General features: G+C 70.2%; 22 protein-coding genes and 1 pseudogene. 12 read left to right on the forward strand and 11 right to left on the reverse strand.

Annotation, left to right across the window (positions count from 1 at the left end):
- Nucleotides 1-196 precede the first annotated feature (196 nt).
- Nucleotides 197-1,759: a DUF885 family protein gene (locus tag ABT130_RS07805; protein WP_350953767.1), complete on the reverse strand. Its 1,563-nt coding sequence runs from the start codon at nucleotides 1,757-1,759 to the stop codon at nucleotides 197-199.
- A gap of 145 nt (nucleotides 1,760-1,904) precedes the next feature.
- The gene (locus ABT130_RS07810; RefSeq protein ID WP_350953769.1) at nucleotides 1,905-2,738 is read right to left on the reverse strand and encodes an NAD(P)H-binding protein; all 834 of its coding nucleotides are present in this window, start codon (nucleotides 2,736-2,738) and stop codon (nucleotides 1,905-1,907) included.
- An 82-nt stretch (nucleotides 2,739-2,820) separates the two neighbouring features.
- Between ABT130_RS07810 and ABT130_RS07815 the strand changes: the two genes are divergently transcribed.
- Nucleotides 2,821-3,228: a winged helix-turn-helix transcriptional regulator gene (locus ABT130_RS07815; protein WP_350953771.1), complete on the forward strand. Its 408-nt coding sequence runs from the start codon at nucleotides 2,821-2,823 to the stop codon at nucleotides 3,226-3,228.
- A gap of 28 nt (nucleotides 3,229-3,256) precedes the next feature.
- Here the strand turns inward: ABT130_RS07815 and ABT130_RS07820 are convergent, their stop codons facing one another.
- The 3 genes from ABT130_RS07820 to ABT130_RS07830 all read right to left on the reverse strand — a co-directional run bounded on the left by ABT130_RS07820 (nucleotide 3,257) and on the right by ABT130_RS07830 (nucleotide 8,042).
- Nucleotides 3,257-4,648 (reverse strand): pyridoxal phosphate-dependent decarboxylase family protein, encoded by a 1,392-nt coding sequence (locus ABT130_RS07820; protein WP_350953773.1) that lies wholly within the window; start codon nucleotides 4,646-4,648, stop codon nucleotides 3,257-3,259.
- Nucleotides 4,649-4,718: 70 nt separating this feature from the next.
- A complete protein-coding gene (locus ABT130_RS07825; protein WP_350953775.1) occupies nucleotides 4,719-6,410 on the reverse strand; it encodes a GMC oxidoreductase in 1,692 nt (563 codons plus the stop codon).
- Nucleotides 6,411-6,476: 66 nt separating this feature from the next.
- Nucleotides 6,477-8,042 (reverse strand): succinic semialdehyde dehydrogenase, encoded by a 1,566-nt coding sequence (locus tag ABT130_RS07830; RefSeq protein ID WP_350953778.1) that lies wholly within the window; start codon nucleotides 8,040-8,042, stop codon nucleotides 6,477-6,479.
- Nucleotides 8,043-8,131: 89 nt separating this feature from the next.
- On the opposite strand from ABT130_RS07830, the gene ABT130_RS07835 reads away from it, so the two are divergent.
- Both ABT130_RS07835 and ABT130_RS07840 read left to right on the forward strand, forming a co-directional pair.
- Complete coding sequence (locus ABT130_RS07835) at nucleotides 8,132-10,204, forward strand: beta-propeller domain-containing protein (RefSeq protein WP_350953780.1); 2,073 nt, start codon at nucleotides 8,132-8,134, stop codon at nucleotides 10,202-10,204.
- Nucleotides 10,205-10,391: 187 nt separating this feature from the next.
- Nucleotides 10,392-13,298: a M36 family metallopeptidase gene (locus ABT130_RS07840; RefSeq protein WP_350953782.1), complete on the forward strand. Its 2,907-nt coding sequence runs from the start codon at nucleotides 10,392-10,394 to the stop codon at nucleotides 13,296-13,298.
- A 130-nt stretch (nucleotides 13,299-13,428) separates the two neighbouring features.
- Here ABT130_RS07840 and ABT130_RS47745 read toward each other — a convergent pair.
- From ABT130_RS47745 to ABT130_RS07850, 3 genes and pseudogenes are all read right to left on the reverse strand, one after another.
- Nucleotides 13,429-13,577, reverse strand: a pseudogene (locus tag ABT130_RS47745) (IS982 family transposase); the annotation flags it as partial.
- Between the two features lie 104 nt (nucleotides 13,578-13,681).
- A complete protein-coding gene (locus tag ABT130_RS07845) occupies nucleotides 13,682-14,161 on the reverse strand; it encodes a hypothetical protein (protein ID WP_350953784.1) in 480 nt (159 codons plus the stop codon).
- A gap of 322 nt (nucleotides 14,162-14,483) precedes the next feature.
- Nucleotides 14,484-16,235, reverse strand: a complete 1,752-nt coding sequence (locus tag ABT130_RS07850) for a glycerol-3-phosphate dehydrogenase/oxidase (protein WP_350953786.1) — start codon at nucleotides 16,233-16,235, stop codon at nucleotides 14,484-14,486.
- Between the two features lie 182 nt (nucleotides 16,236-16,417).
- Here ABT130_RS07850 and ABT130_RS07855 point away from each other — a divergent pair, with 182 nt between their 5' ends.
- The 5 genes from ABT130_RS07855 to ABT130_RS07875 are packed head-to-tail and all read left to right on the forward strand — an operon-like array spanning nucleotide 16,418 to nucleotide 20,323.
- Nucleotides 16,418-17,008, forward strand: a complete 591-nt coding sequence (locus tag ABT130_RS07855) for an RNA polymerase sigma factor (RefSeq protein ID WP_350953788.1) — start codon at nucleotides 16,418-16,420, stop codon at nucleotides 17,006-17,008.
- Nucleotides 16,992-17,933: a hypothetical protein gene (locus tag ABT130_RS07860; RefSeq protein WP_350953790.1), complete on the forward strand. Its 942-nt coding sequence runs from the start codon at nucleotides 16,992-16,994 to the stop codon at nucleotides 17,931-17,933. Before ABT130_RS07855 ends, ABT130_RS07860 begins: the two co-directional genes overlap by 17 nt.
- Nucleotides 17,930-18,631 carry a hypothetical protein gene (locus ABT130_RS07865; RefSeq protein WP_350953792.1) on the forward strand — a complete coding sequence of 234 codons (702 nt, stop codon included), beginning with the start codon at nucleotides 17,930-17,932 and terminating at the stop codon, nucleotides 18,629-18,631. Before ABT130_RS07860 ends, ABT130_RS07865 begins: the two co-directional genes overlap by 4 nt.
- Nucleotides 18,628-19,455, forward strand: coding sequence for an ABC transporter permease (locus tag ABT130_RS07870; RefSeq protein ID WP_350953794.1), 828 nt, complete (start codon nucleotides 18,628-18,630; stop codon nucleotides 19,453-19,455). The genes ABT130_RS07865 and ABT130_RS07870 overlap by 4 nt, the downstream gene beginning before the upstream one ends.
- A 1-nt stretch (nucleotide 19,456) precedes the next feature.
- Nucleotides 19,457-20,323: an ABC transporter ATP-binding protein gene (locus ABT130_RS07875; protein ID WP_350953796.1), complete on the forward strand. Its 867-nt coding sequence runs from the start codon at nucleotides 19,457-19,459 to the stop codon at nucleotides 20,321-20,323.
- A gap of 143 nt (nucleotides 20,324-20,466) precedes the next feature.
- On the opposite strand, the gene ABT130_RS07880 is transcribed toward ABT130_RS07875, so the two are convergent.
- From ABT130_RS07880 to ABT130_RS07890, 3 genes are all read right to left on the reverse strand, one after another.
- Nucleotides 20,467-21,804 (reverse strand): SWIM zinc finger family protein, encoded by a 1,338-nt coding sequence (locus ABT130_RS07880; RefSeq protein WP_350953798.1) that lies wholly within the window; start codon nucleotides 21,802-21,804, stop codon nucleotides 20,467-20,469.
- 154 nt (nucleotides 21,805-21,958) lie between these two features.
- Nucleotides 21,959-22,222 (reverse strand): hypothetical protein, encoded by a 264-nt coding sequence (locus tag ABT130_RS07885; RefSeq protein WP_350953800.1) that lies wholly within the window; start codon nucleotides 22,220-22,222, stop codon nucleotides 21,959-21,961.
- Between the two features lie 745 nt (nucleotides 22,223-22,967).
- Nucleotides 22,968-23,465, reverse strand: a complete 498-nt coding sequence (locus ABT130_RS07890; protein ID WP_350953802.1) for an ATP-binding protein — start codon at nucleotides 23,463-23,465, stop codon at nucleotides 22,968-22,970.
- Between the two features lie 206 nt (nucleotides 23,466-23,671).
- On the opposite strand from ABT130_RS07890, the gene ABT130_RS07895 reads away from it, so the two are divergent.
- From ABT130_RS07895 to ABT130_RS07910, 4 genes are all read left to right on the forward strand, one after another.
- Entirely contained in the window at nucleotides 23,672-24,505 is an 834-nt protein-coding gene (locus ABT130_RS07895; RefSeq protein ID WP_350953804.1) for a helix-turn-helix domain-containing protein, read from the forward strand.
- Entirely contained in the window at nucleotides 24,493-24,705 is a 213-nt protein-coding gene (locus ABT130_RS07900) for a DUF397 domain-containing protein (protein ID WP_350953805.1), read from the forward strand. Before ABT130_RS07895 ends, ABT130_RS07900 begins: the two co-directional genes overlap by 13 nt.
- A gap of 257 nt (nucleotides 24,706-24,962) precedes the next feature.
- Nucleotides 24,963-25,259: a nucleotidyltransferase family protein gene (locus ABT130_RS07905; RefSeq protein WP_350953807.1), complete on the forward strand. Its 297-nt coding sequence runs from the start codon at nucleotides 24,963-24,965 to the stop codon at nucleotides 25,257-25,259.
- The gene (locus ABT130_RS07910; RefSeq protein ID WP_350953809.1) at nucleotides 25,249-25,626 is read left to right on the forward strand and encodes a HepT-like ribonuclease domain-containing protein; all 378 of its coding nucleotides are present in this window, start codon (nucleotides 25,249-25,251) and stop codon (nucleotides 25,624-25,626) included. The genes ABT130_RS07905 and ABT130_RS07910 overlap by 11 nt, the downstream gene beginning before the upstream one ends.
- Nucleotides 25,627-25,673 lie beyond the last annotated feature (47 nt).

A 25,673-nucleotide genomic window follows, 5' to 3' on the forward strand; every position in this document is an offset into this window, starting at 1 on the left:
CGTGAGCCGTTTCGTGCCCACCCTCGGGCGTGTCTGCTCCCACGGATTCCAGAGCGGCAGGCTGAGGAAGCACCTGCCGGTGGGTCTGCTCACTTGCATGAAACGTAGCCATCTGGATCACACCTCCAGTTCGTGATGGCTAGGGCTGGTCAACGCGGGGCTTCGAAGCGCATCGCTGCGCCTCAAGCCCCCTCCTTCAGGAGGGGGTCGTTGACGGCTTCGAGTGACGATCGCCGGGGCGAGAGTGAAGGGCGTGGTCGAGGAGGCCCAGGGGTGGGGAGCCGAGGTCGAACATCGCGGTGTGGAAGCGTTTAAGGCCGAAGTCGGGGCCCCAGGCGCTTCTGGCGCGGTCGCGGAGGTCGAGGATCTCCAGCTTGCCCCAGGTGTAGCGGCCGTAGGTGGGGTCGAAGGTGGCCCGCGCCGCCTCGGAGCCGGCCGCCGAGCCGACGATGTGGGTGTCGGCGGCGAAACGGCGGGCGGCCTCCTCGACGGTCATCGCACAGGAGTGCACGCCGATCGCGCAGGCCAGCCGGGTCACCCTGATCAGCGCCTCCAGCCAGACGCCGATCTCGAAGCGCGGGTCCTCCGGCGCGAAGCCCTCCTCGACGCAGAGCTCCTCGGCGTAGTGCGCCCAGCCCTCGACGAAGGCCAGCGACATCAGCGTCCGCCGCACGTCGGAGCGGGCGCGGCGGAGCGCGCGGCCGTGCGAGAAGTGCCCGGGGGCGACCTCGTGCACGTTGATCGCGGGGAGCGTGGTCTCACTGAAGACCTCCAGCCACTCCTCGATGTCGCCCTGCGGCCACGAGGGGGCGGGCGGGGTGATGTGGTACCACGAGGGGCCGTCGGGCTCGCCGGGCGCCGACCAGCTGATCATGGCCATGGCCCACCGGCGCGACTCGGGCGCGATGCCGACCAGGCACTCCCCGTCGTGGTAGGGCACCAGGTCCTTCTCCCTGGTGAAGGCGATGGCGCTCTCGGTGCCGATCCTGGCCGCCTCGATCACGCCCTCCGGGCCGGGGTGCTGCTTGACGAGCTCGCGCGCCACGTCCAGCGGCGGCCGATCCCCGAATCCCAGCGCCGCGCAGGACTCCGCCAGCCTGGCCATCAGCCGGTCGCGCTCGGCGTCGGCGCGCTCGGCCAGCCGTCCCAGGTCGACCGGGAGACCGTCGCCCGCGCCCATCAGCCGGGCGAGACCTTCGGCGCCGAGCGAGGCGTCCGGGTCGCCGGAGTGCGCGGCCTTCTCGACGTGCTCCACCAGCCGGGCGTGCGCCCTGAACGCCGCCTCGCGCACGCTCTCCTTCGCGTCGCGGGGCACCCCGGCGGCCAGGCCGCGTACCGCCCCGAGCAACGCGGTCGCGACGGGGGCGCTGAGCAGGTCGAGCGAGGCGATCGCGTTGTCCACCGCCTCCGGCCAGCGGGCGAGGTGGGCCTGCTTGGCGGCGTTCCGCTCGGCCTCGGGGGCGTACTCGCGGTCGTAGGTGGCCAGGTCCAGGTTGCCCACGTGCTCCATGGGGCTGCGCCGGTGCAGCTCCAGCTCGGCGAACTGCACCCGCGCGGCCTCCTCGAAGATCTGCAGGTGCGCCGCGTCATAGGGATCCTCGGGCAGCGGCCCCTGACCGAGCGCGGCCAGCCCGGCGCGCACCCCCGCCGGTGACAGGTCCTGGATCAGGCCGTCGTACTCGTGCCGCCCGGCCATTTCCCGGACACCGGAGACATTGAGGTCGCACACCGCCCGGAGGCGGCCGTCGAGTTCGGTCATGGTCGCGACGCTATATCAGGGCGGGTTCCACGAGACAGGGGCGGCGTTGACGACCCGGCCCCCGTCTCCCCGCGGCCTGGCCGGGTCCCTTGGGCGGCGCGCCCACTCTCCCGGCTTGCCCCGGCCCCACCGCGCGGAAGCACCCCTATCCGAGCAGCCCGGTAGTGGCGATCTCCAGCGCGGACCGGGGAGCCCTGCCGAGAAGGCTCCGCAGGTCGCCGCCCGTCCGGTCCATGAACCCGTTGGCGATGCTGGAGTAGGTGCTCACCAGCATCGGGACCTGGAAGGGTGCCAGGCCCACGGCGGTGAAGCCCTCGCGGGCCCCGGCGAGAGTGCCGGGCTCGTACGAGACGGCGCTCCCGGCTGCCTCGGTGAGGGCGGCGGCCAGCTCCGCACCGCCGATCGCCTCCTCACCGACCAGCTCGTAGGTCCGGCCCGCGTGCGCGGAGGCGTCGGCCGTGACCAGGGCGGCCGCGTCGGCCAGGTCCTCGCGAGCCACCGCGGCCAGACGTCCGGAACCCAGCGGCGCGGTGATCCTGCCGTCCACGACGGGGGTGAGCGTCGCCAGCAGCTCGGCGTAGAGGCCGTTGCGCAGGATCGTCCAGCTCGCAACGCCCTCGCGGAGCCTGCGTTCGGTCCAGCGGTGGGCGAGCGCGTAAGCCAGATGGTCACCGGCGGCGCTGAGGCTGGTGTAGACGATGTGCGAGATCCCGGCCTTCTCCGCCGCCTCGATCGCCGCGCCGTGCCGGGCGATCACCACGTCGTCGTCGCCGTAGCCCGCCGAGATCAGCAGCAGCGTGTCCACCCCGGTGAAACCCCGCTCCAGCGAGGCGGGATCCGCAAAGTCGATCATTCGGACCAAAGGTCCGGCCGGGATCGTCTCCGGAGCGCGGCTGCCGATCACGACGTCGTCCCGTACGGCCAGCCGCGCGGCGACGAGCCGCCCCAGTGCGCCCGTCGCCCCCGTCATCAGAATCATGAAATCCTCCGCAAAGGTGGTTCTCTTCGGTAACTGGGACCATCATCGATAACCGGGAAGCGTGGCGTAAGGAGGCACTTTGATGTCGGTGAGGCACACGGCGGTAACCACGGAGCCGGTCGTCTCGTGCGGTGGTGAGGACTGCGGCATCCGCGAGGTTCTGGACCGGATCGGCGACAAGTGGTCGGTGCTGGTGGTCGTGGAGCTGGCCCAGGGGGTGCGCCGGTTCCGCGAGCTCCAGCGGGCCGTCCCCGGCATCTCGCAGCGGATGCTCACCCTGACCGTACGCCGCCTGGAGCGTGACGGCCTGATCTCCAGGACCGTCCACGCCGTCGTCCCGCCGCAGGTCGACTACGAGCTGACCCCCACCGGGCACAGCCTCACCCACCTGGTGAAAGCCCTGGCCGACTGGTCGGCCGAGCACCGCGACGGCATCGCCGCGTCGCGTCGCCGCTGGGACGCCGCCAACCCCGGCTCCGGGATCCGCTGAGAACCGGCCGGGCCGTACGCTCCCGGACTCACCGGGAACCGGCGGAACCCCCCAGTTCGGCGATCCGGTCGAGCAGTGCCTCCAGCGTCTTGTCGTCCGTGGCCGGGGCCATGACGGTCACCCGCAGGTGGCGGACCCCGCCGATCTCCGCCGAGGTCAGCTGGAAGGCGCCGTCCGCCATCAGGCGCTCGCGGACGTCCGCCGGGTCGGCGGTGCCGTACCTGAAGCAGACGATGTTGCTCTCCGGCTCGTACGGGCACTCGAAGCCCGGCCGCTCGCGGGCCAGCTCCCAGAAGCGGTGCGCGGTGGCGTACTGCCGCGCGACGTGCTCGCCCAGGCCGCGCTCGCCCCGCCAGGCCAGGTTGAGGAAGATCTTCAGGCCCAGCTCGGCCTTGCTGCACTCCACGGTCCTGCCGATGAGGTCGAAGCCCTGCTCCCCGTAGAACAGGTAGCTGGCCCGCTGCTGGAAGGCCGCGTCCAGGTCGCCCTCACGCCGGGTCAGCACCGCGGCGGCCAGGCTGGAGGTACGCAGCATCTTGTGCGCGTCCCAGATCAGCGAGTCGGCGAGTTCGATCCCGTCGAGCAGGTGGCGGTGCTCGGCGGCCAGCAGCGCCGAGGCGCCGTGGGCGCCGTCCACGTGGAACCAGACACCGCTCTCCGCGCAGAACTCGCCGATCCCGCGCAGGTCGTCGTAGAGCCCGGTCCCGGTCGCGCAGGCGTTCGCCACCAGGGCCATCGGCCGCCGCCCGGCCTCGCGTACCCGTTCCAGGGCATCCGGCAGGCGGGCGACGTCGACCCTGCCGAGCCCGTCCACGTCCAGCGGCATGACCGCGCGCTCCCCCAGCCCGAGGATCGCGGCCGCGCGGCTGAGCGAGTAGTGCGCCGCGGCGGGGGCGAGCAGGGCGAGGTCACCGGGGACGCCGTCGGTCCACGCGTCGGGGGCGACCGCCGCCCGCGCGGCCAGCAGCGCGGTGAGGTTGGCCAGCGAGCCACCGTGGGTGAGGACCCCGCCGCCCGCCTCGCCGAACCCGACCTTGCCCAGCATCCAGCGCAGCACCTCGAACTCGACGGTCGCCGCCGAGGCGCCCATCTCGTAGACCGCCATCGGGTTGTTGGTCGCGCCGTGCACGAAGTCGGCGAGCGCGGCGGGGAAGTCGGGCGCGGCGATCTGATGTCCCAGGTAGGCCGGGTGATGCATCCGGGTGCCCTCGGCGAGGTAGCCGCGCAGGAACTCCCCGTGGCTCTCCGCCGTCATCCCGCCCTCGCGGATCCACCGGGCGAGCCCGAGCCGCTCGGCCAGCTCGCCCGGGGGCCTGCGCCGGATGACCGGCACCGCCCCCGCCTGGCTCTCCGCCACGTAGGCGGCCAGCTCATCGACGGTCACCCCGGCCGCGCGCGCGAACTCCTCGACATTCCACATCACATCGGGATACTGCTCGAATTCACCACCCCCCGCCAACCGAGCCGAACGCGCACCTCACCAAGTGCCCTCAGGTGATGTCCACGATGGGGAGGCGGAGGGCGCCGGGGGCGGTGGTGGGGACGGTGGGGTGGGCGGGGGCGACAGGGGTCAGGCGGGCGTACGGGGAGCCCTGGGCGGGGCGGGGGTCGGCCTCTCCCCGGTTGGGCCAGAAGGCCATCGCGCGCTCGGCCTGGGCGGTGATGGTGAGGGAGGGATTGACGCCGGGGTTGGCGGAGACCGCGGAGCCGTCGACGACGTGCAGGCCCGGATGGCCGTGGACGCGGTGGTAGGGGTCGATCACCCCGGTCTCCGGCCCGGCGCCGATGGCGCAGCCGCCCAGGAAGTGGGCGGTGGCCGGGATGTCGAACAGGTCGAGCCAGGTGCCGCCCGGCATGCCGCCGATCTCCTCGGCCGCGTGCCGGACGAACTCGTGCCCGGCGGGCAGCCAGGTGGGGTTGGGCTCGCCGTGGCCCCGCCCTGAGCGGAGCCTGCGGCCGAAGAGCCCCCTGCGCATGGACAGGGTGATCGAGTTGTCCTTGGCCTGCATGACCAGCGCGATGATCGTGCGCTCGGACCAGCGGCGGTGGTCGAACAGCCTCGGCACCAGGTGGGGCCTGCGCAGGGCCTCGCCGAGGAACTTGAGCCAGCGCGGCGCTCCGCCGCCGTCGATGAGCAGGGTGCGGAGCAGGCCCATCGCGTTGGAACCGTCACCGTAGCGGACCGGCTCGATGTGCGTGTGGGCGTCGGGATGGATGGAGGAGGTGATCGCCACCCCGTGGTTGAGCTTCTCCCCCTTGACCGACGGGCGCTCGAAGCCGAGCAGGGCCTCGGAGTTGGTCCTGGTGAGGGTGCCCAGCCGGTCGGAGAGCCGGGGCAGGGTCCCGGTGGCCTTGAGCCGGTGCAGCAGGCGCTGGGTGCCGTACGTCCCCGCCGCGAAGATCACATGCTCGGCGGTGAACGCGCGGCGGCGCCAGGGCGCGCCCGTCCGGTGCGTCTCGACCCGGTAGCCGCCGCCGGCCGGGACGACCGAGGTGACCGTGGTCTCGGGCAGGACCGTGGCCCCGGCCCCCTCCGCCAGGTAGAGGTAGTTCTTGACCAGCATGTTCTTGGCCCCGTGGCGGCAGCCCGTCATGCACTCGCCGCACTCGGTGCAGCCCCTGCGGCGCGGCCCCGCGCCCCCGAAGTAGGGGTCGTCCACCTCGACGCCCGGAGGGCCGAAGAAGACGCCGACCGGGGCCAGGTGGAAGGTGTCGCCCACGCCCATCCGCTCGGCGACGGTGCGCATCACCTCGTCGGCCCTGGTGACCGTCGGGTTGAGCACCACGCCCAGCATCCGCCTGGCCTGGTCGTAGTAGGGGGCGAGTTCGGCCTTCCAGTCGGTGATGCCCGACCACTGGGCATCCTGGAAGAACATCTCCGGCGGCTCGTAGAGGGTGTTGGCGTAGACCAGGGAGCCCCCGCCGACCCCGGCACCCGCCAGGACCATGACGCCGGTGCCCTTCTGGCCGCGGAGCAGGTGGATGCGCTGGATGCCCTTCATGCCCAGCCCCGGCGCCCACAGGAAGTCGCGGGCCCGCCAGGAGGTCTTGGGGAACGTGCCCTCGTCGAAGCGGCGCCCCGCCTCCAGCACCGCGACCCGGTAGCCCTTCTCGGTCAGCCGCAGCGCGGAGACACTCCCGCCGAAGCCGGAGCCGATCACCAGCACGTCATGGTCGAACACGGCGACTCCCTCTCAGACGACGGCCTTCGATGACGACCTCCGGGGACGCCTCGCGTGATCCATGCCTCACTTCAGGTGGAGCGCCTTCATGACCCTGAGCGCGCCCGCGAGGGTGTCGGCGTACTTCTCGTACGCCATGCCGAGGATCGGCTCGAAGCCCAGCCAGGACGCCTGGCTGGAGACGGTCTGCGCCTCGGTGTACCTCAGCAGCCCCTCGGCGCCGTGCCGGCGGCCGAGCCCCGAGGCCTTCATCCCGCCCATGGGCGCGTCGTAGGAGGCGTAGGCCGAGGCGTACCCCTCGTTGATGTTGACGGTGCCCGCCTTGATCCGGGAGGCCAGCGCGCGCCCGCGTGCCAGGTCGCGGGTCCAGATGGAGGCGTTGAGTCCGTAGGAGGTGTCGTTCGCCTTCTCGACCGCCTCGTCGTCGTCGCCGAAGCGGTAGATCGCGACCACGGGGCCGAAGGTCTCGGCGCGGCAGAGCTCCATGCTCTCGTCGACGCCGGTCAGGACGGTGGGCTCGTAGAACAGCGGGCCGAGGTCGGGGCGGGCCTTCCCACCGGCCAGCACCCTGGCGCCCTTCGCGACGGCGTCGTCCACCTGGGCGCCGACCGCCTCCAGCTGCCGCAGCGAGGAGAGCGAGCCCATCTGCACGCTCCAGTCGAGTCCCGCGCCGAGCCGCATGTTCCTGACCTGCCGGACGAACTTCTCCACGAAGGCGTCGTGCACCGAGTCGTGGACGTAGAGCCGCTCGATGGACAGGCAGAGCTGCCCCGCGTTGGTGAAGCAGGCGCGCAGCGCGCCCTGGGTCGCGGTGTCGAGGTCGGCGTCGTCGAGTACCAGCATCGGGTTCTTGCCGCCGAGCTCCAGCGAGCAGCCGATCAGTCGCCTGGCGGCCTCCTCGGCGATCTTCCGGCCGGCCCGGGTGGAGCCGGTGAACGCCAGGTAGTCGGCGCCGTCGATCAGCGGGTCGCTCACCTCGGCGGGTTCGCCGAGGACGACCTGCCAGATCTCGCGGGGCATGCCGAGGGAGACCAGCAGGTCGATGGTCCACAGCGTGGACAGCGCGGTCTGGGTGTCGGGCTTGTGGACCACCGCGTTCCCCGCGAGCAGCGCGGGGACGGCGTCGGTGACACCGAGCGAGAGCGGGTAGTTCCACGGCGAGATCAGGGCCACCGTTCCCCGGGGCCGGCGCGCCTCGACGGTCCTGGTGGCCACGGGCAGTATCCCGGCCCGCGATCTGGTCTCCAGCAGGCCGGGGGTCCGCCGCGCGTAGTAGAGGGAGCAGCCCGCGACGTCGAGCACCTCCTCGAAGGCGTGCCTGCGCGCCTTGCCGGTCTCCCACTGGACCACGTCGAGGATCTCCTCGCGCCGGTCGAGGATGGCGTTGTGCAGGCGGAGGAAGGGCTCGGCCCGCTCCCTCACGGGCAGCGCCGCCCACGCCCGCTGCGCCTCCCGCGCCGCGGCGTGCGCGGCGCGGACGTCGTCGGCTGTGGAAATGGGCAACTCGGCGAGCACCTCGCCGGTGAACGGCGCCGTGATCTCCTGCGTCTTGCCGGTGGAGGTCACGTGCGGTACGACACGTTCGATCATGCGGGGGTCGAGGGCCCGTGTCATTTCAGGGGGAACGGCCATGTTCGCAGGGTAATCGCGGGAGGCGGGCCGTGGCTACTCACGGGTAGCGAAGCGTTGAACCACCCCCCCTTCCGATCCGTCGTAGTGGCATGAGGACATCGATTCGTACAGCCGGCGCGGTCACCCTCGCCGCGGCCCTGCTCGCCACGGCGTGCAGTTCTACGGAGACGAAGAGCGGTGCCGGACCCGCGGCACCGGTCACGTTGGGGAACATCAGGCTGGTCTCCTACAGCGGCTGCGACGACATGCTGGCCGGGCTGCGCGCGGCGACGGCGAAGAACGTCGGCCCGTGGGGCCTCGGCGGCCCCCCGATCCTGTACGCGGAGGCGGAGGCGCGGTCGGACGCCGCCGCCGCCAAGGTCGGCGGCGCGGCGCCGCCCGAGCACTCCACCACGAACACGCACGAGGCCGGGGTCGACGAGCCCGACCTGGTGAAGACCGACGGCGACCGGGTGATCACCGTGAACCGCGGCGTGCTCAGGGTGGTGGACACCGCGACCAGGAAGGTCACCGGCACGCTCAAGCTGGTGGACGCCGAGCAGGCGTGGGCCCCGGCCGACCTGCTGGTCAGCGGGGACAGGGCGCTGGTGCTCTTCTCCGGCGGCGGGATCATCCCGTACGGCGCGGTGGCCAAGCGCGCGCCGAGCCCGGGGCCGCGCTACGTCCTCGTCGACCTGTCCGGGGAGCCGAAGGTGATCGGCTCGCTCACCCCGGACGGCTCCCACGTGGATGCCAGGATGGTCGGCTCGACGGTGCGGATCGTGGTCCGCAGCCAGCCGCGGATCGACTTCCCCGACCCCGGGTCCGACATCGTGGACAACGAGCGCACCCGGCGGAACATGGAGGTCGTCGCCAGGGCACCGATCGAGGCGTGGCTGCCGAAGTACGAACTGACGTCGGCGACCGGCGTCACCTCGGACCACACCGTCGACTGCGAGCGGGTCAGCCACCCCGCGGAGTACACCGGGACGTCGATGCTGACGGTGCACACCCTCGACCTGTCGCAGGCGCTCGCCGAGACGGCCCCGATCAGCGTGGCCGCCGACGGCGACACCGTCTACGGGACGGGCTCCAGCCTGTACGTGACCAGCAACCCGCACTGGTGGTGGCCCAGGCCGATCGAACCGGCGACCATCGAGGAGGCCCCGGCCGCCACTCCCACGGTCGCCGCGACCCCGGCCGCCGCCTCGGGCCTGGACCCCGCTCCGACCCTGCTCCCGGAACCGGCCCCGACCCCCACGCCGAGTGACACCCCGCCGCCGAGTGACACCGTCTCGCCGACGCCGACGGCGACACCGGAGGAGCCTCCGGAGGAGACCGAGGTCCACCGGTTCGACATCACCGTGGCCGGAGCCCCCCGCTACGTCGCCTCGGGCAAGGTGCCGGGCAGGCTGCTCAACCAGTACTCCCTGTCCGAGCACGAGGGGCACCTGCGGGTCGCCACCACCTCGACCGTCGGGCAGGACAGCTCCAGCGCCGTCTACGTGCTCAACGCCGGCACCCTGGCCGAGACCGGCAGGGTCGGCGATCTGGGGCTGGGCGAGCGGATCTACTCGGTCCGCTTCATCGGCCCGGTCGGCTACGTGGTGACGTTCAAGCAGGTGGACCCGCTCTACACGCTCGACCTGCGCGACCCGGCGGCGCCGAGGAAGACCGGCGAGCTGAAGATCACCGGCTACTCGGCCTACCTGCACCCGGCGGGTGACGGGCGGCTGATCGGCGTGGGCCAGGAGGCCAGCGAGAAGGGCCGCACGCTCGGCACCCAGGTCTCCCTGTTCGACGTCAGCGATCCGGCCGACCCGCGCCGCCTGTCGCAGATGTTCCAGAAGGACTCGGGTTCCGAGGCCGAGTGGGACCCGCACGCCTTCCTGTACTGGGCCAAGACCGGGACGGCGGTCCTCCCGCTGAACTCCTGGACGGGCACCGAGCAGACCAACGGGGTCGCCCTGGTCCTCAACATCGGTGATTCCGCGATCACCAGGACCGGCACGATCGTCCACCCCAAGCCCAAGCCGGTCAACGACACCCGCTTCGCCCCCTACGACCCGGGCATCCGCCGCTCGGTCGTGATCGGCGACAGCCTGTGGACGGTCTCCGACCTCGGCCTCAAGGTCAGCGACCTGAAGGAGCTGGCCGACCAGGCCTGGATTCCCTTCTCCTGACCTTTCGAAAGCACTCGCCCCGCGCCCCCGCCCCACCGGCGGGGGCGCGCTGAACGTCCCTATTACACCGACATGTCAGCCTTTACAAGATCTTGTCATGACACTTGAATAAGTGTTACCTCTTGCGCAACACACGTGATCCGCGTGTGGCATGGCCAACGACGGCCATCTCTCCGCAGGAGGATCGGTGTCGACCAGACCCTGGTTACGCATCACCGTCATCGCCGCCGCGACCGCGGCGCTCGCCCTTCCGCTGCCGGGAATCGCCCAGGGCGAACCCGGCGCCCAGCCCCCCAAGGCCCACGACTTCCAGGCCGAACAGGGCGCCAAGCCCGACCTGGACAACCGGCGCGGCAGCGTCGCGCCCCCGGCCTCGCTCTCCAGGTCGGCGGCGAGCGCCGCGACGATCCGGTGGAACGCCCTCGGCACCCCCGCCGTCGTCACCGGCTCCGCTCCCCTCGCCGAGGGCCTCGGCACCGACCCCGAACAGGCCGCGCGGGCCTATCTCAAAGCGAACGAGAACCTCTTCGGCCTCTCCGGCGAGGCGGTGGACGCGCTGGAGAAGATCGCCGTCAACCCGATAGGGGACGGGTACGCCGTACTGCTCAGGCAGAGGTTCGGCGACCTGCCCGCGGGCGTGGACGGGCAGGTCGCGGTCGGCGTGAAGGACGGCAAGGTCCTGCACGTCACCTCGACGCTCTCCCGCTCCTCCGAGGCCCCTCCCGCCGCCAGGCTCACCGAGCAGCAGGCGCTGGAGATCGCGGCCAGGGACGGCGGGATCGACCTGGCCACGGCCACCGTCAAGAAGGCCACCGCCACGGCGGTGCCCGCCCCCGACGGGACGCACAACGCGTTCCAGGTCGTCCTGATCGGCGGCGGCGAGGGTGAACCGGCCGCGTACACCACACACGTCGACGCGGTCAGCGGCGAGATCCTGACCCGCGAGAACCTGGTGGACCACCACAGCGCGCCCGACGACCCCACCTGGAAGGCGTTCCCCGCCAACCCGCCGGGCGACTACTCCTCCACCGACACCCGCAAGACCTGGTGCCCCGCCGCGGGCCCCGGCTGCGACCTGGTCGGGGCCGACCCGGCCACCGGCAAGGCCTGGGACCTGACCCACGCCACGGACACCTCGACGAGCACCAGCGTCGGCAACGCCGCCAAGACCGTGGAGAACCGCGCCAGCGGCGACGCGTTCTCGGTGGGCACCCGGAGCAACGTGGCCACGCCGAACCGCCAGTACGCCTATCCGTGGACCAACAGGTGGTACACCGCCAAGTGTGACCCGGCGGCGCTGGACGAGCCCGGCGAGGCCGACCTCGAAGCCGCCATGACCAACCTGCACGTCATGCACAACCGCATGCACGACTGGTCCTACCGGCTCGGGTTCACCGAGACCGCCTGGAACATGCAGAACGACAACGGCGGACGCGGCGGTCTCGGCGGCGACCCCGAGCAGGGCAACGCGCAGGCGGGCGCCCGGGTGCTCAGCGTGCGCGACAACGCCAACCAGATCACTGGTCCCGACGGGATCGCCCCCATCACCAACATGTACCTGTGGCAGCCGATCGCGGGCTCGTTCTACTCCCCCTGCGTGGACGGCGACTACGACATGTCGGTGATCGGGCACGAGTACACCCACGCGATCTCCGGCCGCATGATCGCCGGCCCGAACGCCGGGTGGAGCGGCGCCCAGGCCGGGGCCATGAACGAGAGCACCTCCGACCTGTTCGCGATGGAGTATCTCGCCGAGTACGGCTTCCGCCCCGCGGGCGACACCCCTTCCGTCACCGGCGGCTACGTCACCGGCGACAAGAAGGCGGGCATCCGCAACTACGACATGGCCACCTCACCGCTGAACTACAGCGACATCGCCTACGACCTCGTCGGCCAGCAGGTGCACGCCGACGGCGAGATCTGGTCGGCGACCCAGTACGACGTGCGCAAGGCGTTCCTGAAGAAGTACGGCGAGGGCACCCCGGCCAGGCAGAAGGCGTGTGCCGACGGCCAGACCCCGCTCGACCAGTGCCCGGGCAACCGCCGCTGGGCGCAGGTCTCCTTCGACGCGCTGCTGCTGATGGCCTCCGGCGCGGTCAGCTACGTCGACCACCGCGACGCGCTGCTCGCGGCCGACGCCATCCGGTTCGGCGGCGCCAACCAGGCGATCATGTGGCGGGCGTTCGCCGAGCACGGCCTCGGCCAGGGTGCGGCGAGCACCGGGCCGAACGACCCCGATCCGACGCCGAGCTTCGTCGACCCGACAGGGAAGAACGGGAAGCTCCAGCTCAAGCCGTTGGCTGAGGCCAAGGACGCGGCGCTTCGGCTGTACGTCGGCGACTACGAGGGCCGCGTCGTGCCGGTGGCCGACACCGACCCGGCGACCGAGCTCGGCGACACCGTCGAGATGACCCCGGGAGTCTACGACTTCGTGGTCGCGGGCAACGGGTTCGGGCACACCCGGGTGAAGTACGCGGTGCTGCCCGGCGTGAAGCTGCCGCTGCCGCTGACGGTGCCGAAGAACGTCGCCTCGGCGGCGCTTGGCGCCACGGCGACGGGTGACGGCGTCAACCACGGCAGGCTGATCGACGAGACCGAGGCGACGAACTGGGCCTCGCTCACCGGACCGGTCAACGGCAAGGCCGTCACCGTGGACCTGGCCGGGACCACCCCGGTGAAGGTCCGCCGGGTGCAGGTCAGCGCCATGCTCCGGCCCAACGTCAACGACCCGGCCGACCCCGGTGGCCAGAACCGCTTCAGCGCCCTGCGCGCCTTCGAGGTCCTGGCCTGCAACGCCACCAAGAAGGACTGTTCCTCGCCCGCGTCCTTCTCGGTCGTCTACACCAGCCCCGCCGACGCCTTCCAGACCCGCCTGCCGCGCCCCCGGGGCGCCGACCTGCTCATCAAGTCCTTCAAGATCCCGACGACCACCGCGACCCACCTGACCCTGCGGGCCGTCTCCACCCAGTGCACCGGCAACCCGCTCTACGCCGGTGAGCAGGACGCCGACCCCAACTCCGCCACCGACTGCGGCACCGCCAGCCCCGCCAGGGACCAGCTACGCGCCGCCGAGTTCCAGGCCTTCACCCGCTAGGCCCGTTTTCCGCACGTGCCGCGTCGCCGCAGGTCAGCAGCTACATCTGAGCCAGTGTCGCGGGTAATCACCCCAGGTCGACCGGGGTCACGTGCGGAATGCGGGGTTAGGTGGTCGAGTCCAACCGGGGGATGTGAACGATCATTCCCTCAGGAGTACGACCACCGTGGCGTTCCAGATCGAGTCGGCCCTTCAAGGTCTGATTGACCGACTCGATCTGACGCGGTGGTGTGAACGACTGCGGCCCGCTCGCGAAGGTTCGTCCTCACGGGCGGGCCGCGACGGATCACCCCTCGAAGAAGCCGGAGCGCCGACGGACAGGCCCGGGTCCTTGGGCTACATAGGTCGCAACGAGCCCAACGAACTCATGGTCTGTCCCCTGCTCACGAACCCGTGCGGGAAACCTGGGTGAGCAGGAGGGTCACGCCGGCCTCGTGGCCGCCCTTGCCGCCGCACTCGACGAAGACGGGACCGACGCCGTTGCCGATCTCAGTGGTGAGGGTCGCCTTCGCCGTGAATCCCTTCGGGTTGTCGTCGATGATGCGGATGTTCTTCAGGAGCGGCTTGATCTCCTTCTTCAGGATCGGCTTGGCCTCGCCCAGCTTGGAGGTGTCGAAGACCTCCTTAAGCTTCTCGCCTCCGCCGCAGTGACCGGTGATCGTCAGCTCCTCGCCTGGCTTGGCGGGGTTGGGGCTGATCTGGACGACCGCCCTGACACCCTTCGGCGGCTGCGGCGCCGCCTCGGCTACGACCTTGCCGGTCGCGCCGACCTTGTCGCTGGCGAACGCGCCGCCGGCGCCCAGTCCGAAAACCCCGACCGTCAGGCTCGCCCCGACGATCACGGCGATCATTTTCTTGTTCACGGTGGCTCCTTCGCCAAGTCTTCCCGGCCCGTATGGCCCTGGTGATCCCTTGTCGTTTCGGGATCTACTCGGTGAGTAGCCGACGGGGCCGCCGCGGGTTCTCATCCGGTTGGACTGTGACGCGGATCACGTTAGGAGGTCGTCCGGCGGTGACCGCAACGGCCGCGCCGTGCGGCCGACCGCGCCCCGTACGCCCCCGTACGGCTCGTACGACCGCATGGTTCATGGAGCCGTGGCACGGGTTTGGGGCGCGCTCCGGACGGTCACACCGGCTTAGATCGGCTGGACCGGCTGGACGTCCGGTCCGGACGGTCACACCGGCTTAGATCGGCTGGACCGGCTGGACGTCCGGTCCGGCCACCGGGACGATCTCCGGAGCGCCGAGGCGGATGGCGTCGGCCTCCTGGTCGGTGTCCTGCTCCTGGGAGAGGCGCTCCGACTCGACGCGCTTGGTGTAGTAGCCCACCTCGCGCTTGATCTGCTCGTCGTCCCAGCCCAGCGGCCCGGCGAGCAGCTGGGCGGCCTCCTCGACCACGGCCACGCCACGGTGGAAGGTCTCGATCGAGATGTGCGTGCGCCGGGTCAGCACGTCGTTCACATGCCTGGCCCCCTCGTGGGTGGCCGCATAGACCACCTCCGCCCGGAGGTAGTCGTCCGCTCCGGTCAGCGGTTTGGCCAGCGACGGGTCCCGCTCGATCAACTCCAGCACCTCGTCGATCATCGAGCCGTACCGCTGGAGCAGGTGCTCGATCCTGGCCACGTGCAGCCCGGAGGAGTGGGCCAGCCGCTGCCTGGAGTTCCACAGCGCCTGGTAGCCCTCGGCCCCGGCCAGCGGGACGCGGTCGGTGCAGGAGGGCGGGACCCGCTGGTCCAGACCGTGCGCCACCGCGTCCACCGCATCCTTCGCCATAACGCGATATGTCGTGTATTTCCCTCCGGCCACCATGACCAGCCCCGGGACCGGGTGCGCCACCACGTGCTCGCGGGAGAGCTTGGAGGTCTCCTCGGACTCCCCCGACAGCAGCGGGCGCAGCCCCGCGTAGACGCCCTCGACGTCCTCGTGGGTGAGCGGGACCGAGAGCACCTCGTTCACATGGTCGAGGATGTAGTCGATGTCCGACCGCGACGCCGCCGGGTGTGCCCGGTCCAGCTCCCACGCGGTGTCGGTGGTGCCGATGATCCAGTGACGACCCCAGGGGATGACGAACAGCACCGACTTCTCGGTGCGCAGGATGATCCCGGTGAGCGAGTGGATCCGGTCGCGCGGTACCACCAGGTGGATGCCCTTGGAGGCGCGCACGTGGATCTGCCCGCGCCCGCCGACCAACTCCTGGATGTCGTCGGTCCACACGCCGGTGGCGTTGACCACCTGGCGGGCCCGCACGTCCAGCTCACGGCCGCTCTCCAGATCACGCACCCGGACGCCGGTGACCCGCTCCCCCTCGCGGAGAAAGCCCACCACCTGCGCCCGCGAGGCGACGTTGGCCCCGTACGTGGACGCGGTCCGCAGCATGGTCATGACGTAGCGGGCGTCGTCGACCTGGGCGTCCCAGTACTGCACCGCGCCGGAGAACACCGACTTCCGCAGCGCGGGCGCGAGCCGCAACGCCCTGGTACGCGACAGGTGCCGATGGCCGGGCACGCCCCGGGTGAGGCCGGCGGAGAAGCCCATCGTGTCGTACAGCACCAGGCCCGCGCCGACATAGGGCCGCTCCCAGCCGGTGTGCTTGAGCGGGAACAGGAAGGGCACCGGCCGCACCAGGTGCGGGGCGATCCGTTGCAGCAGCAGGGCCCGCTCCTGGAGCGCCTCCCTGACCAGCTCGAAGTTGAGCTGTTCCAGGTAGCGCAACCCCCCGTGGATGAGCTTGGAGGATCTGGACGAGGTGCCCGAGGCGAAGTCGCGCGCCTCCAGCAGCCCGACCGACAACCCCCGGGTCGCCGCGTCCAGCGCGACCCCCGCTCCGACGACTCCGCCTCCGATCACCACCACGTCGAGTTCCTCGGCGCTCAGCTGCGCCAGTGCGGCGGACCGCTCGGCAGGACCGAGCCGTGCGGTGCCCATTCGCGCCGTCATTTGCAACCCCCTGGGGTGCGACTTGTCGCCTTACGCGGTATATCTACCCATCTACCCTAGGCACCATTACTGACCAGTAGGAAGCGGCGGACGAGATTCACGCTATATCCCCATTTACATTGGGAAAACGATCCTCAAAGATCGATTGAACCCCGAGGCGAGGCCGACGCTACCCACCTGGCGTGGACGGGGGAACCGAGAGGATGGCACCGCGCTGGTTCGGCGCCGCGCGCCGACGTGCCGACACCCGGGAGGACGACACCCGCGTGCTGGCCAGGGTGGCCGACGGCGACGCGGGCGCGCTGACCGAGCTGTACGAGCGGTACGCCAGGCCGCTGTTCGCCTTCATCTACCGGCTCGCCGGGGATCGGGGCACGGCCGAGGAGATCCTCCAGGACACGCTGCTGGCCGTGTGGCGCTCGGCGGGCACCTACCAGAGCCGCTCCAGCGTCAGCACCTGGCTGTTCGGGGTGGCGCGCAGGCAGGCACACAACCGGCTCCGCGGCGTCCCGCCTCCCCTGGCGGCCGAACCGTCCGACGGGGCCGATCCGCTGCCGGGCCCCGAGGAGCTGGCCGTGGGCGACGACCGGGTGCGGGCGGCGCTGGCCCGGCTGCCACTGGCCCAACGCGAGGTGGTAGTGCTCGCCTTCCTCGACGACCTGAGCCACCGGGAGATCGCCGAAGTGCTGGAAATCCCGGTCGGCACGGTGAAAAGCCGCCTGCACCACGCCCGAGCGACCCTGAGGGGGTGCCTCGATGAACAACCGTCCTGAGCCGGCAGAACCCCACAAGCGGCCCGAACCGCCAAAGATCCACGACCAACCCGAGACTCCGGGAGTCCATGGCCGACCCGAGTTCGCGGAAATCCACGACTGGCCCGAACTGCGGGAGATCCGCGACGGTATCCCGCCTCCGCCCGGCCCCGAGATCGTGCGCGCCGCCCTGATGAGGGCCGCCCTCGACGGCCTGGAGACTCCGGCCGCGCCGGAGCCCTCACGGCGGCCACCGCCATCGCGGAGGACCTCGTCACCACACGTGGCAGCGGCCGTACGGGGGCTGCACAGGGCGTGGGCCCTGCTGGCGATGGAGGCCCGGCTGCTGAATCCGGCGATCTGGCTGGCCTCCGCACTGATCATGGTGGTCAGCGTGATCTTCATCCTGGCCGAGAGCACTGGAACTGGAAATCGCGCGGAGTTCATGCTCGCCCTCGCCGCCCCGCTGATCGCCATGGCCGGTGTCGCCGGATCGTGCGGCCCCGAGCATGACGACGCCTTCGAACTGGTCGCCGTCACACCGACGTCATCGCGCGTCCTCATACTGGCCCGGATGACGCTGGTATTCGGCTACGACCTGCTCCTGGCGCTGCTCGCCTCGGCGGTGCTGGCACCGCTGAACGCCGCCCCCGTCGGGCTGGCGTCACTGATCATGGCGTGGCTGGGGCCCATGGCGGCGCTCGCGGGGCTCAGCCTGCTGTTGTCGGTGTGCTGGAACCCCGGCGGCGCGATGGGGAGCGGGCTGGCGGTGTGGGCCCTCTACGCGCTGACCGCCACCGACGTGCCCGTACCGGACGGCTTCCGGAACTTCTGGACGACCAGCCCTGCCACGGTCGGCCTGGCCCTGGCCCTGATGCTCGCCGCCGTGATCGCCGCGGGCATGGGTGAACCGATCCGGCGCGCCCGCGCAACTCACCGGTCATGAGATCACTCGACCTCTGGTCGCACGAGATAAAAAGGGCCGGTCCCGCGGCCCTGCTGGCCCCACCGGTCCTCGTCCTGCTCATCGTGCTTCTCGTCGCCTTCGGCACGCGGCTCGGGTCCCGGGAGGGGAACACCGTGCTGTTCCTGATGACAATCCTGGAAACGGGGGTCCCGCTCCTGGCCGGCATCGCCGCCGCCTCGCTGATCGGCCGGGACCGCGCGGTGGAGCTGCAGCTCACCCTGCCCAGGGGATACCGCTCGACCCTGCTGCGCCGCCTGGCCGTGATGGTCGGGTGGACGGCCCTCTGCGCCCTGATCGCCTCGGCGCTGCTGATCGTCACCGGCTGGTGGGACCTGCTGCCCGCCGCGTCCCACGGCCTGGCCGGGCAGCTCGCCTGGCTGTCCCCCATGCTCTGGCTGACGGCCCTGGGCCTGCTCGCCTCGGCCACGCTCCGCAGCGCCTCCGCCGCCACCGCGATCATCTCGTTCGTCTGGTTGTTCGAACACATGCTCGCATATCTCTTCCAGGAGAACCTGATGCTCCGGCTGCTCCACATGTTCGCCACCACGTACGGGACAGTGCCCGGCGACTGGCTGCTCAACCGGCTGACTCTGCTGGCGACCGCTTCGCTGCTCGCCGCCGCGGCCTGGCCGCTGCTCGGCGACGCCGAACGGATCCTCGGAGGTGAGGCCGCATGATCGCGACCTTCCGCTACGAGTTCCGCATGCAGATCCGCCGCCGCGTCCTGTGGATCGTCTACGGGCTGACCTACGCGGTGATCGTCATCACCCTCAACCCGGCGTATGTGGATCTGCAGCGGGGCGCCGACAGGGACGACCCGACGACGGCCATGATCGTGTCGGCCGACCTGCTCATGACCCTGCTGCCCATCGTCTACGGATGCCTGCTCGCCGATCGGCTCGTCCGTGACCGGCGGCTCGGCGTCGTCGGGGTCCTGGACGCGACCCCGACCGGTCACACCACCCGGTTGATCGGCAAGTATCTCGGCACATGCGCGGCCACCGCCGTACCGTTCGCGCTCGCCTATTTCGGCCGGGCCGTGGTCTACGCGATCGTCAAGGGCGAGCCCTCCGCATTGGGCTGGGCGGTGGTGGTCTTCGTGACGACCATCGTCCCCGCGCTGCTCTTCGTGGGGGCGCTCGGCCTGGCCGGTCCGCTACTGATGCCGCCGATGCTGTTCCAGGTGCTGTTCGTCGTCTACTGGTACTGGGGGAACCTCATCCCCCCCAGTATGATGCCCACCCTGGCCGACACCCTCCTCTCGCCCAACAGCCAGTACGTGGCCTACGGTCTCCTCGGCTACCGGCCGGCACCGCTACCACCGGGCGACCTCGCGGCCCCCGACTACTACACCTACGGCCCCGCTTTCGAAGCCTCGCTGAACTTCCTGCGGCCCGAGGCCGGCGCGGCCGTCGCCCTCCTGTGGATCAGCGTGATGCTCGTGCTCGCGGTCTTCGTCCTCTCCCTCGCCCGTCTCCACGCCACCCGGACGGAGTCCTGACATGCGCATCGAGATCTCCCGCCTGACCAAGACCTACCGAGGCGGCGTGCACGCCCTCGACGGGCTCGACCTCGACGTGCCGACCGGTATGTACGGTCTGCTCGGCTCCAACGGGGCGGGCAAGACCACGCTCATGCGCATCCTGGCCGGGCTGCTCAAGCCCACCTCGGGGACGGTCCGCATCGGCGGCCACGACATCGCCACCCCCGACGGACGCCTCGCCGTCCAGCGGACGCTCGGCTATCTCCCCCAGGACCTGGGCGTCTACCCCGACCTGACCGCGCGGCAGTTCCTGGACTACATCGCCCTGCTCAAGGGGATCGACTCCCGCCCCGCCCGGCGACGCCGGATCGGCGAACTGCTCGAAGTGGTCGCGCTCACCCAGGACGCCGACCGCAGGCTCAAGGGCTACTCCGGCGGCATGCTGCGCCGGGCCGGCATCGCCCAGGCACTGCTCGCCGACCCCCGCCTGCTCATCGTGGACGAACCGACCACCGGCCTGGACCCCGAGGAGCGAATCCGCTTCCGCACCCTGCTCTCCCAGCTCGCCGGCGACCGCACGGTCCTGCTCAGCACGCACATCGTCGAGGACGTGGCCCAGACCTGCCGCTACCTCGCGGTGCTCACCAAGGGACGCCTCGCCTTCACCGGGAACGTCGGCGAACTGGTCTCCCAGGCCAACCACCGGGTGTGGACCCTGACCACCCCCGGCCCCGCCCCCTCGCACGGCAGGGTCGTGGCCGCCGTCCCCGAGGGCACCGGAATGCGCTACCGCCTCATCGCCCCCACCGCACCCGACCCCTACGCCCGCCCGGCCGAACCGACCCTGGAGGACGGCTACCTCGCCCTCATGGAAATCAGCCGCTGACGCTCTGTTCCCCAGGTAGGTGGACAAGCGCGGCCGGTCCGGCCGTTCACGGGGGCGAACGGCCGGACCGCGGTCAACGGAGCTGGTCGCGCAGGCGCTGGTCTAGCGCTCGGTGACGAGGTCACGCACCTCCTGCCAGGCGGTCACGGGGCCACCTCAACGGCGGTACGGGCGACGATCCTGGCGGCCAGCACGTGTTTGCACGGCCCGCGCGAGCCGCGATGGTCCCACCACCACGGGCAGGTGCACGACCCCTCGGCCAGACCGACCTCGCGCACTCCGCCCTCGGTCCGCACCCGCGCCGAGTCACCGGCGATCTGTACGGCACCGGCCTCGACCAGCGCCCTCGCGGCGGTCAGCCGGGGGTTGAGGTGCTGCACGTGCTCCCTGTCATAGGGCAGCTCGCGGTGGAAGTGCGCGGCCTCGGCCAGGTCGTAGCCGACCCGGCCGGCCGTACCGAGCTGGGTGAGCGCGGCGCGGACCCGCGTGGTGGACAGACCGGCACGGTCGGCCAGCAGGCCGATCTCCACCTCGGGCTCGAAATTGAGCAGCATGCCCACCAGATCGGCGTCGGCCTCGGCCTCGTCGGTCGCGAGATCGGCCAGCACCGCGCCCTCTCCGGAGAAGCCGCGCCAGCGCTGCGGCGACAGGGCGAGCGTGTAGCGCATCCCCGGCAGTTCGAGCTCCCATGCGCTCGACGCGGCGTCGCCGGTCTCGGCCGGACCGTACACCCTGAGGCTCTTGGCGAAGCGGAGCAGGGGCAGCAGCGTCGCCAGGCGTCCCACGCCGGACAGGCACACCGCTCCCGCGCCGGGCCGGTCACCGACCCGCAGATCACGGCCCGCGGGAACGACCCAGAGATCGGCCGTCGCCCGCTTGGGCAGGGAGCGCAGGAACCGCACCGCGCTCATACCCGCCAGCTCGGCCCTCAGGTCCATACCCGCCGCGATCACCTGCACCTCGGCGAAGCCCCGCAGCCACCGCTCGGGCAGCGGCACCTTCTTCTCCACCACCGCGCCGTCGAGCGTCGTCACCGTCAGCTCGTCGGCGCCGACGCCGAGGTGGAGCGGGTCGCGCGCGCCCACCCTGGCCAGCGCCTCGCGGAGCGGCCCGTTGACGTCGACGTTGGTCGTCCCCCTGTCGAACACCTCGCCGTCCAGGGCACCGTCGAGCACGTCGAGCCGGGCGTAGACCCCGCCGCAGGCGGAGAACGACTCGAACCGGAGCCGGTCACCGCCGCACGTCACGACCGGGTCGCGGGTCCACCCCGGACGCGGCTGGTGGTAGCGGGTGAGGGCCACGTCGGCTATGCCCAGCAGGGCCGCGGCCGCGGGCGCCGCCTGCGTCACCATCCCGCTGAAGAACCTGGGCGCGAGAGCGGGGCCGCTGAGTGCTCTGCCACCGGACGTCGACAACCCCAGACGCCCGTCTACCAAACTGGAAGGCGCGGCGTAACTGTACGCCTGCGTCGCACTTGTCATGGGCCGGACACTAGACATCGTCTCCGACAAAAGCACTGTGGTGACGGATCAACCAAACAGCCGGACGTCCTTGCTCACCGAGAGCAGCAGGACCTGCCCCTTGAGTGAGCCCGCAGAGGATGGCTTTCCATCGAACTCCCAGCGGATTCGCAGGTCAACCTGACAACTGCTCCAGCTCGGACTCCCGCATTCGCCGGTGCAGTTCGTCGACGTTGGCGGCCTCCACCCTGATGGCATGAGGGGCGTTCCACTCCGCCATCGCGATGAATCGGCGGCTGCCCACCCCGTACATGACGGTCCAGGCGGGTTCCAGCTGGTCGAGCTGAGCGGCTGCCGCCCGCTGCGCGTCGTCCCACCGGCCGGGACGCCCCCTGACGATGGGCGCGCCGGCCCTGTGCCGTCCTGAAGTCGCCCTCATGTCGCGCCCCCTCGTCGTCCGCGTGGAGCGGTGAGATCGGGCGAGCGCCCCCGACCTGGGGCTGCGGCCGTTGTCGGTCGCGCGTGCCGTCCGAGCCTGGCCTGCGGAGCAGCGGGCGGGGAGACCTTCAACGGTCGCGTCGACACCGCGGCCGGCAACGAACCGCACAGGCCAAGACGCCGCCGCGCGGTCATCCGGGCGTGAACCTGCGCGGGTGTGGGCTGCTCCCACAGGTGGTCACGGCGGTGCGGCAGGCTGCGCGCCTCGTGAGCGTAGGGGGCGTGACCGCACCACCGGCAGCCGAGCGGCAACGGTGGGCGATCCTTGCTCCAACGCATCCGGATCACCCGGGGAGCTCTACTCTCTGTCATGGGTCAGGGTCTCTTCCTGATCAAGGGTCCGTCTGTACGTCTCCAGCGCCGGGCGGACCCGCTTCATTGGGCTGATCGTCAGCCATCTTCAGGTCGGCTCGAATTTCGACTGCCGACCGAAAAGGGCCGATGCTTCCGCCGTGTTGGCGAACACCCCTTCTCCCTTCATCGTGGAGATGGGATGCATTCCGAGTGGTTCAAGAAATATGTGATCGGAATCGTATAAAACCGTTATCACGTTCAAACAGCAGCCGGTCGGCCCCCGGCAGGACTCTCGTCGGGGAGTGAGAGCGGCGGAACACACCGATAGGGGGAAGGTCGCATTCAGCTTTCCTGCCGGGGGCGGCTCTATGTGGTTAACCAGTGGTTTTCGATTAACCGATGGTCGTGACCGGTGCAGCGGAGCCGGAGGAAAACTGATCGGCGGTGTCGGGATGCTCGGAGAGGGGGTCGGCGGGCAACTCACACCAGACGGTTCGCCCTCGGCCCCGGCCGTGGTCGCAGCTCCCCCAATTGCCCTGCGACAGCTCGTCAACGATCATCAGGCCGCGCCCGAACTCGGCCCTGGCGTTCTGGATCGCCGTACGGGGAGCCTCACGGCGTGGCGCGTCGAACATGGCCCCCTGGTCGGTGACCTCTATCCGGATGATCGAGCCGCACCGGAACAGGGCGAGCCGGATCGACTCATCGACCTGACCCCGATCGGCGTGCTTGAAGGCGTTGGTGGTCAGCTCGGAGACGACCAGTCGCACGGATTCATAAGCGTGATGGTCGACACCGAGCAGTTCACCCACCACGCCCCGAGCGCGGGAAACCGGTTCGGCCGTACGCGGCAGGAAGACTTCTCCGAGTTTCTTTGACTCCGATTGCATGATTGTGGCCTTTCGCCCCGGTGTCCGCACCGGCGTGGCGGCTCCCACTGAATATGTTGACCGGAAATCCGCCACCTGTTGACTTGTCCATCGACCATCCCAAACAATGACTACTGCCGGTAGTCGATTCACCACACAATCAACGCACGAACACCGCACGGCGCTGCACGCTCGCTGTGCATTCCCTGTGCGATGACGGGAGGAGCATGACCGAGAGAACCGCGGACCAAGAGCCTTTGATTGCACCTAGCCTGCAATTTGGGGCACTACTTCGTGAATACCGCACAGCCGCTGGAATGCGACAAAAAGACCTGGCCGCCATACTGGGATGGTCGGTTTCCCAGATCAGCATGATCGAGCGGGGCGAACGTGCCGCCAAGGAGGAGTTCGCGAGCAAGGTCGACGAGGTTCTCAACGCCGGTGGTGCGCTGCTGTCGGCCTGGCGGAAGGCGAACGAGCAGGCCACCCGCCTGCCGACCTGGTTCCGGCGCTGGGTGGAGATCGAACAGAGCGCCGACGCGCTGCGAACCTGGCAACCGCTGATCGTTCCCGGCCTGCTCCAGACAGCGGACTACGCGCGGGCGCTCCTCAGCGGCAAGCCGGGTGTCACCCACGACCGGGTGGAGACAAGCCTGGCCGCACGGATAGACAGGCAACACATCCTCGACCGGGAAGACCCGCCCATGCTATGGGTAGTTCTGGACGAAGGCGTCCTCACCCGCCCGGTCGGTAACAAGGCGGTGATGGCCGGACAGATGGATCATCTTCTCGCGATGGCGGAACGCCCGCGCGTGACCGTTCAGGTGCTCCCCCGCGACTCATGGAACACCACGGGGCTCATGGGAGCGTTCGCGATCGCGCGCGGCCGGAACATGCCCGAGATGGCCTACGCCGAGTCCTCCGTGTATGCCCAGGTGACCGGTGATCCCGACGAGGTGGCGGAGATCACCGCAAGATACGAGACGATCCACGGTGAGGCCCAGACGCAGCGAGCCTCATCCGACCTGATCAGGGAGACGAGGAAGCAATGGACGACGTAACCAGGGAACTCGGCACGGCCGCGTGGCGCAAGTCCTCGCTGTCCGGCGACAACGGCGGCGACTGCGTGGAAGTCGCGAAACTGCCCGACGGCCACCGAGGCATCCGCGACAGCAAGAACCCCTCCGGTCCGGCCCTGGCCCTCACCCCGACCCAGTGGACCACCTTCCTGCGCAGCGTGCGGAGCGGCGAGTTCGACTGACCCCCGTTTTTCAGAAGCCTCTGGAATCGACATCCAGGAGATTGAGCGGGCCGACCTGGAGAGGCATCGACTGAAGATGACTGGCCGGTCCCGAGAACGGTCCGGGACCGGCCAGGGCCTTGAAGATCAGCTCTCGGCGCACAGCTTGGTGATCTTATGGAGAGGCAGGGCTCGCTGGACCCGAATCAGATCGGCCCAAGAGGGCCAGAGCATGCGGCGACGCGACCGAGATGGCAGCATGGGACGTGGGAGGTGTCATGAGTGTTGACTTCACGGCCGTTTATACGCATTTGGTCAGACTGTGCGAGAAATACGGTATTGCCGAGTTGGCTGTTTTCGGATCGGTTGCTCGTGGCGAGGATCACGAGGGGAGCGACGTCGACCTCCTCTACGTCCTGAGGCCGGACAGTGACATCGGGATCGAGTTCTTCGGTTTCCAGGAGGAGCTGGAAGATCTACTCGGCCGCAAGGTCGACGTGGTCTCCAAGGAAGGCCTCCACTGGGTCATCCGGGACCAGGTCCTCGATGACGCCCAGGTGCTGTATGCAGCGTGAGGGCCTTTACCTGGTGGACATCGTGGAAGCCGCCAGGAAGATCGCCTCCTACCTCGAAGGTGTCTCACCCGAGGTGTGGGCCACTGACTCGATGCGCCGCGATGCGGTCATCTGGCAGCTCTCCATCATCGGTGAGGCCGTCGGAGGAATCTCGGACGAGACCCGAGCCTCCACCCCTGAGATCCCATGGAAGCTGATCAGAGGGCTGCGTAACAACGTGGTCCACCGATACTTCAGCGTCGACTGGAAGATCGTGCACAGCGCCGCCACGGTGAATGTTCCCGAACTGGAGCGGCAGGTACGAGATCTACTTCAGCGTGCCTACCCAGACCTCTTCAAGCGCCTGCAGCAAGAAGAGGCGCGCTGAGCCCTCAGCTGATTGAGATCTTTAGCCGGCTTCTCAGCGTATGGCGT

This window comes from Streptosporangium sp. NPDC001681 (genome assembly GCF_040298085.1).
Lineage (GTDB): Bacteria > Actinomycetota > Actinomycetes > Streptosporangiales > Streptosporangiaceae > Streptosporangium.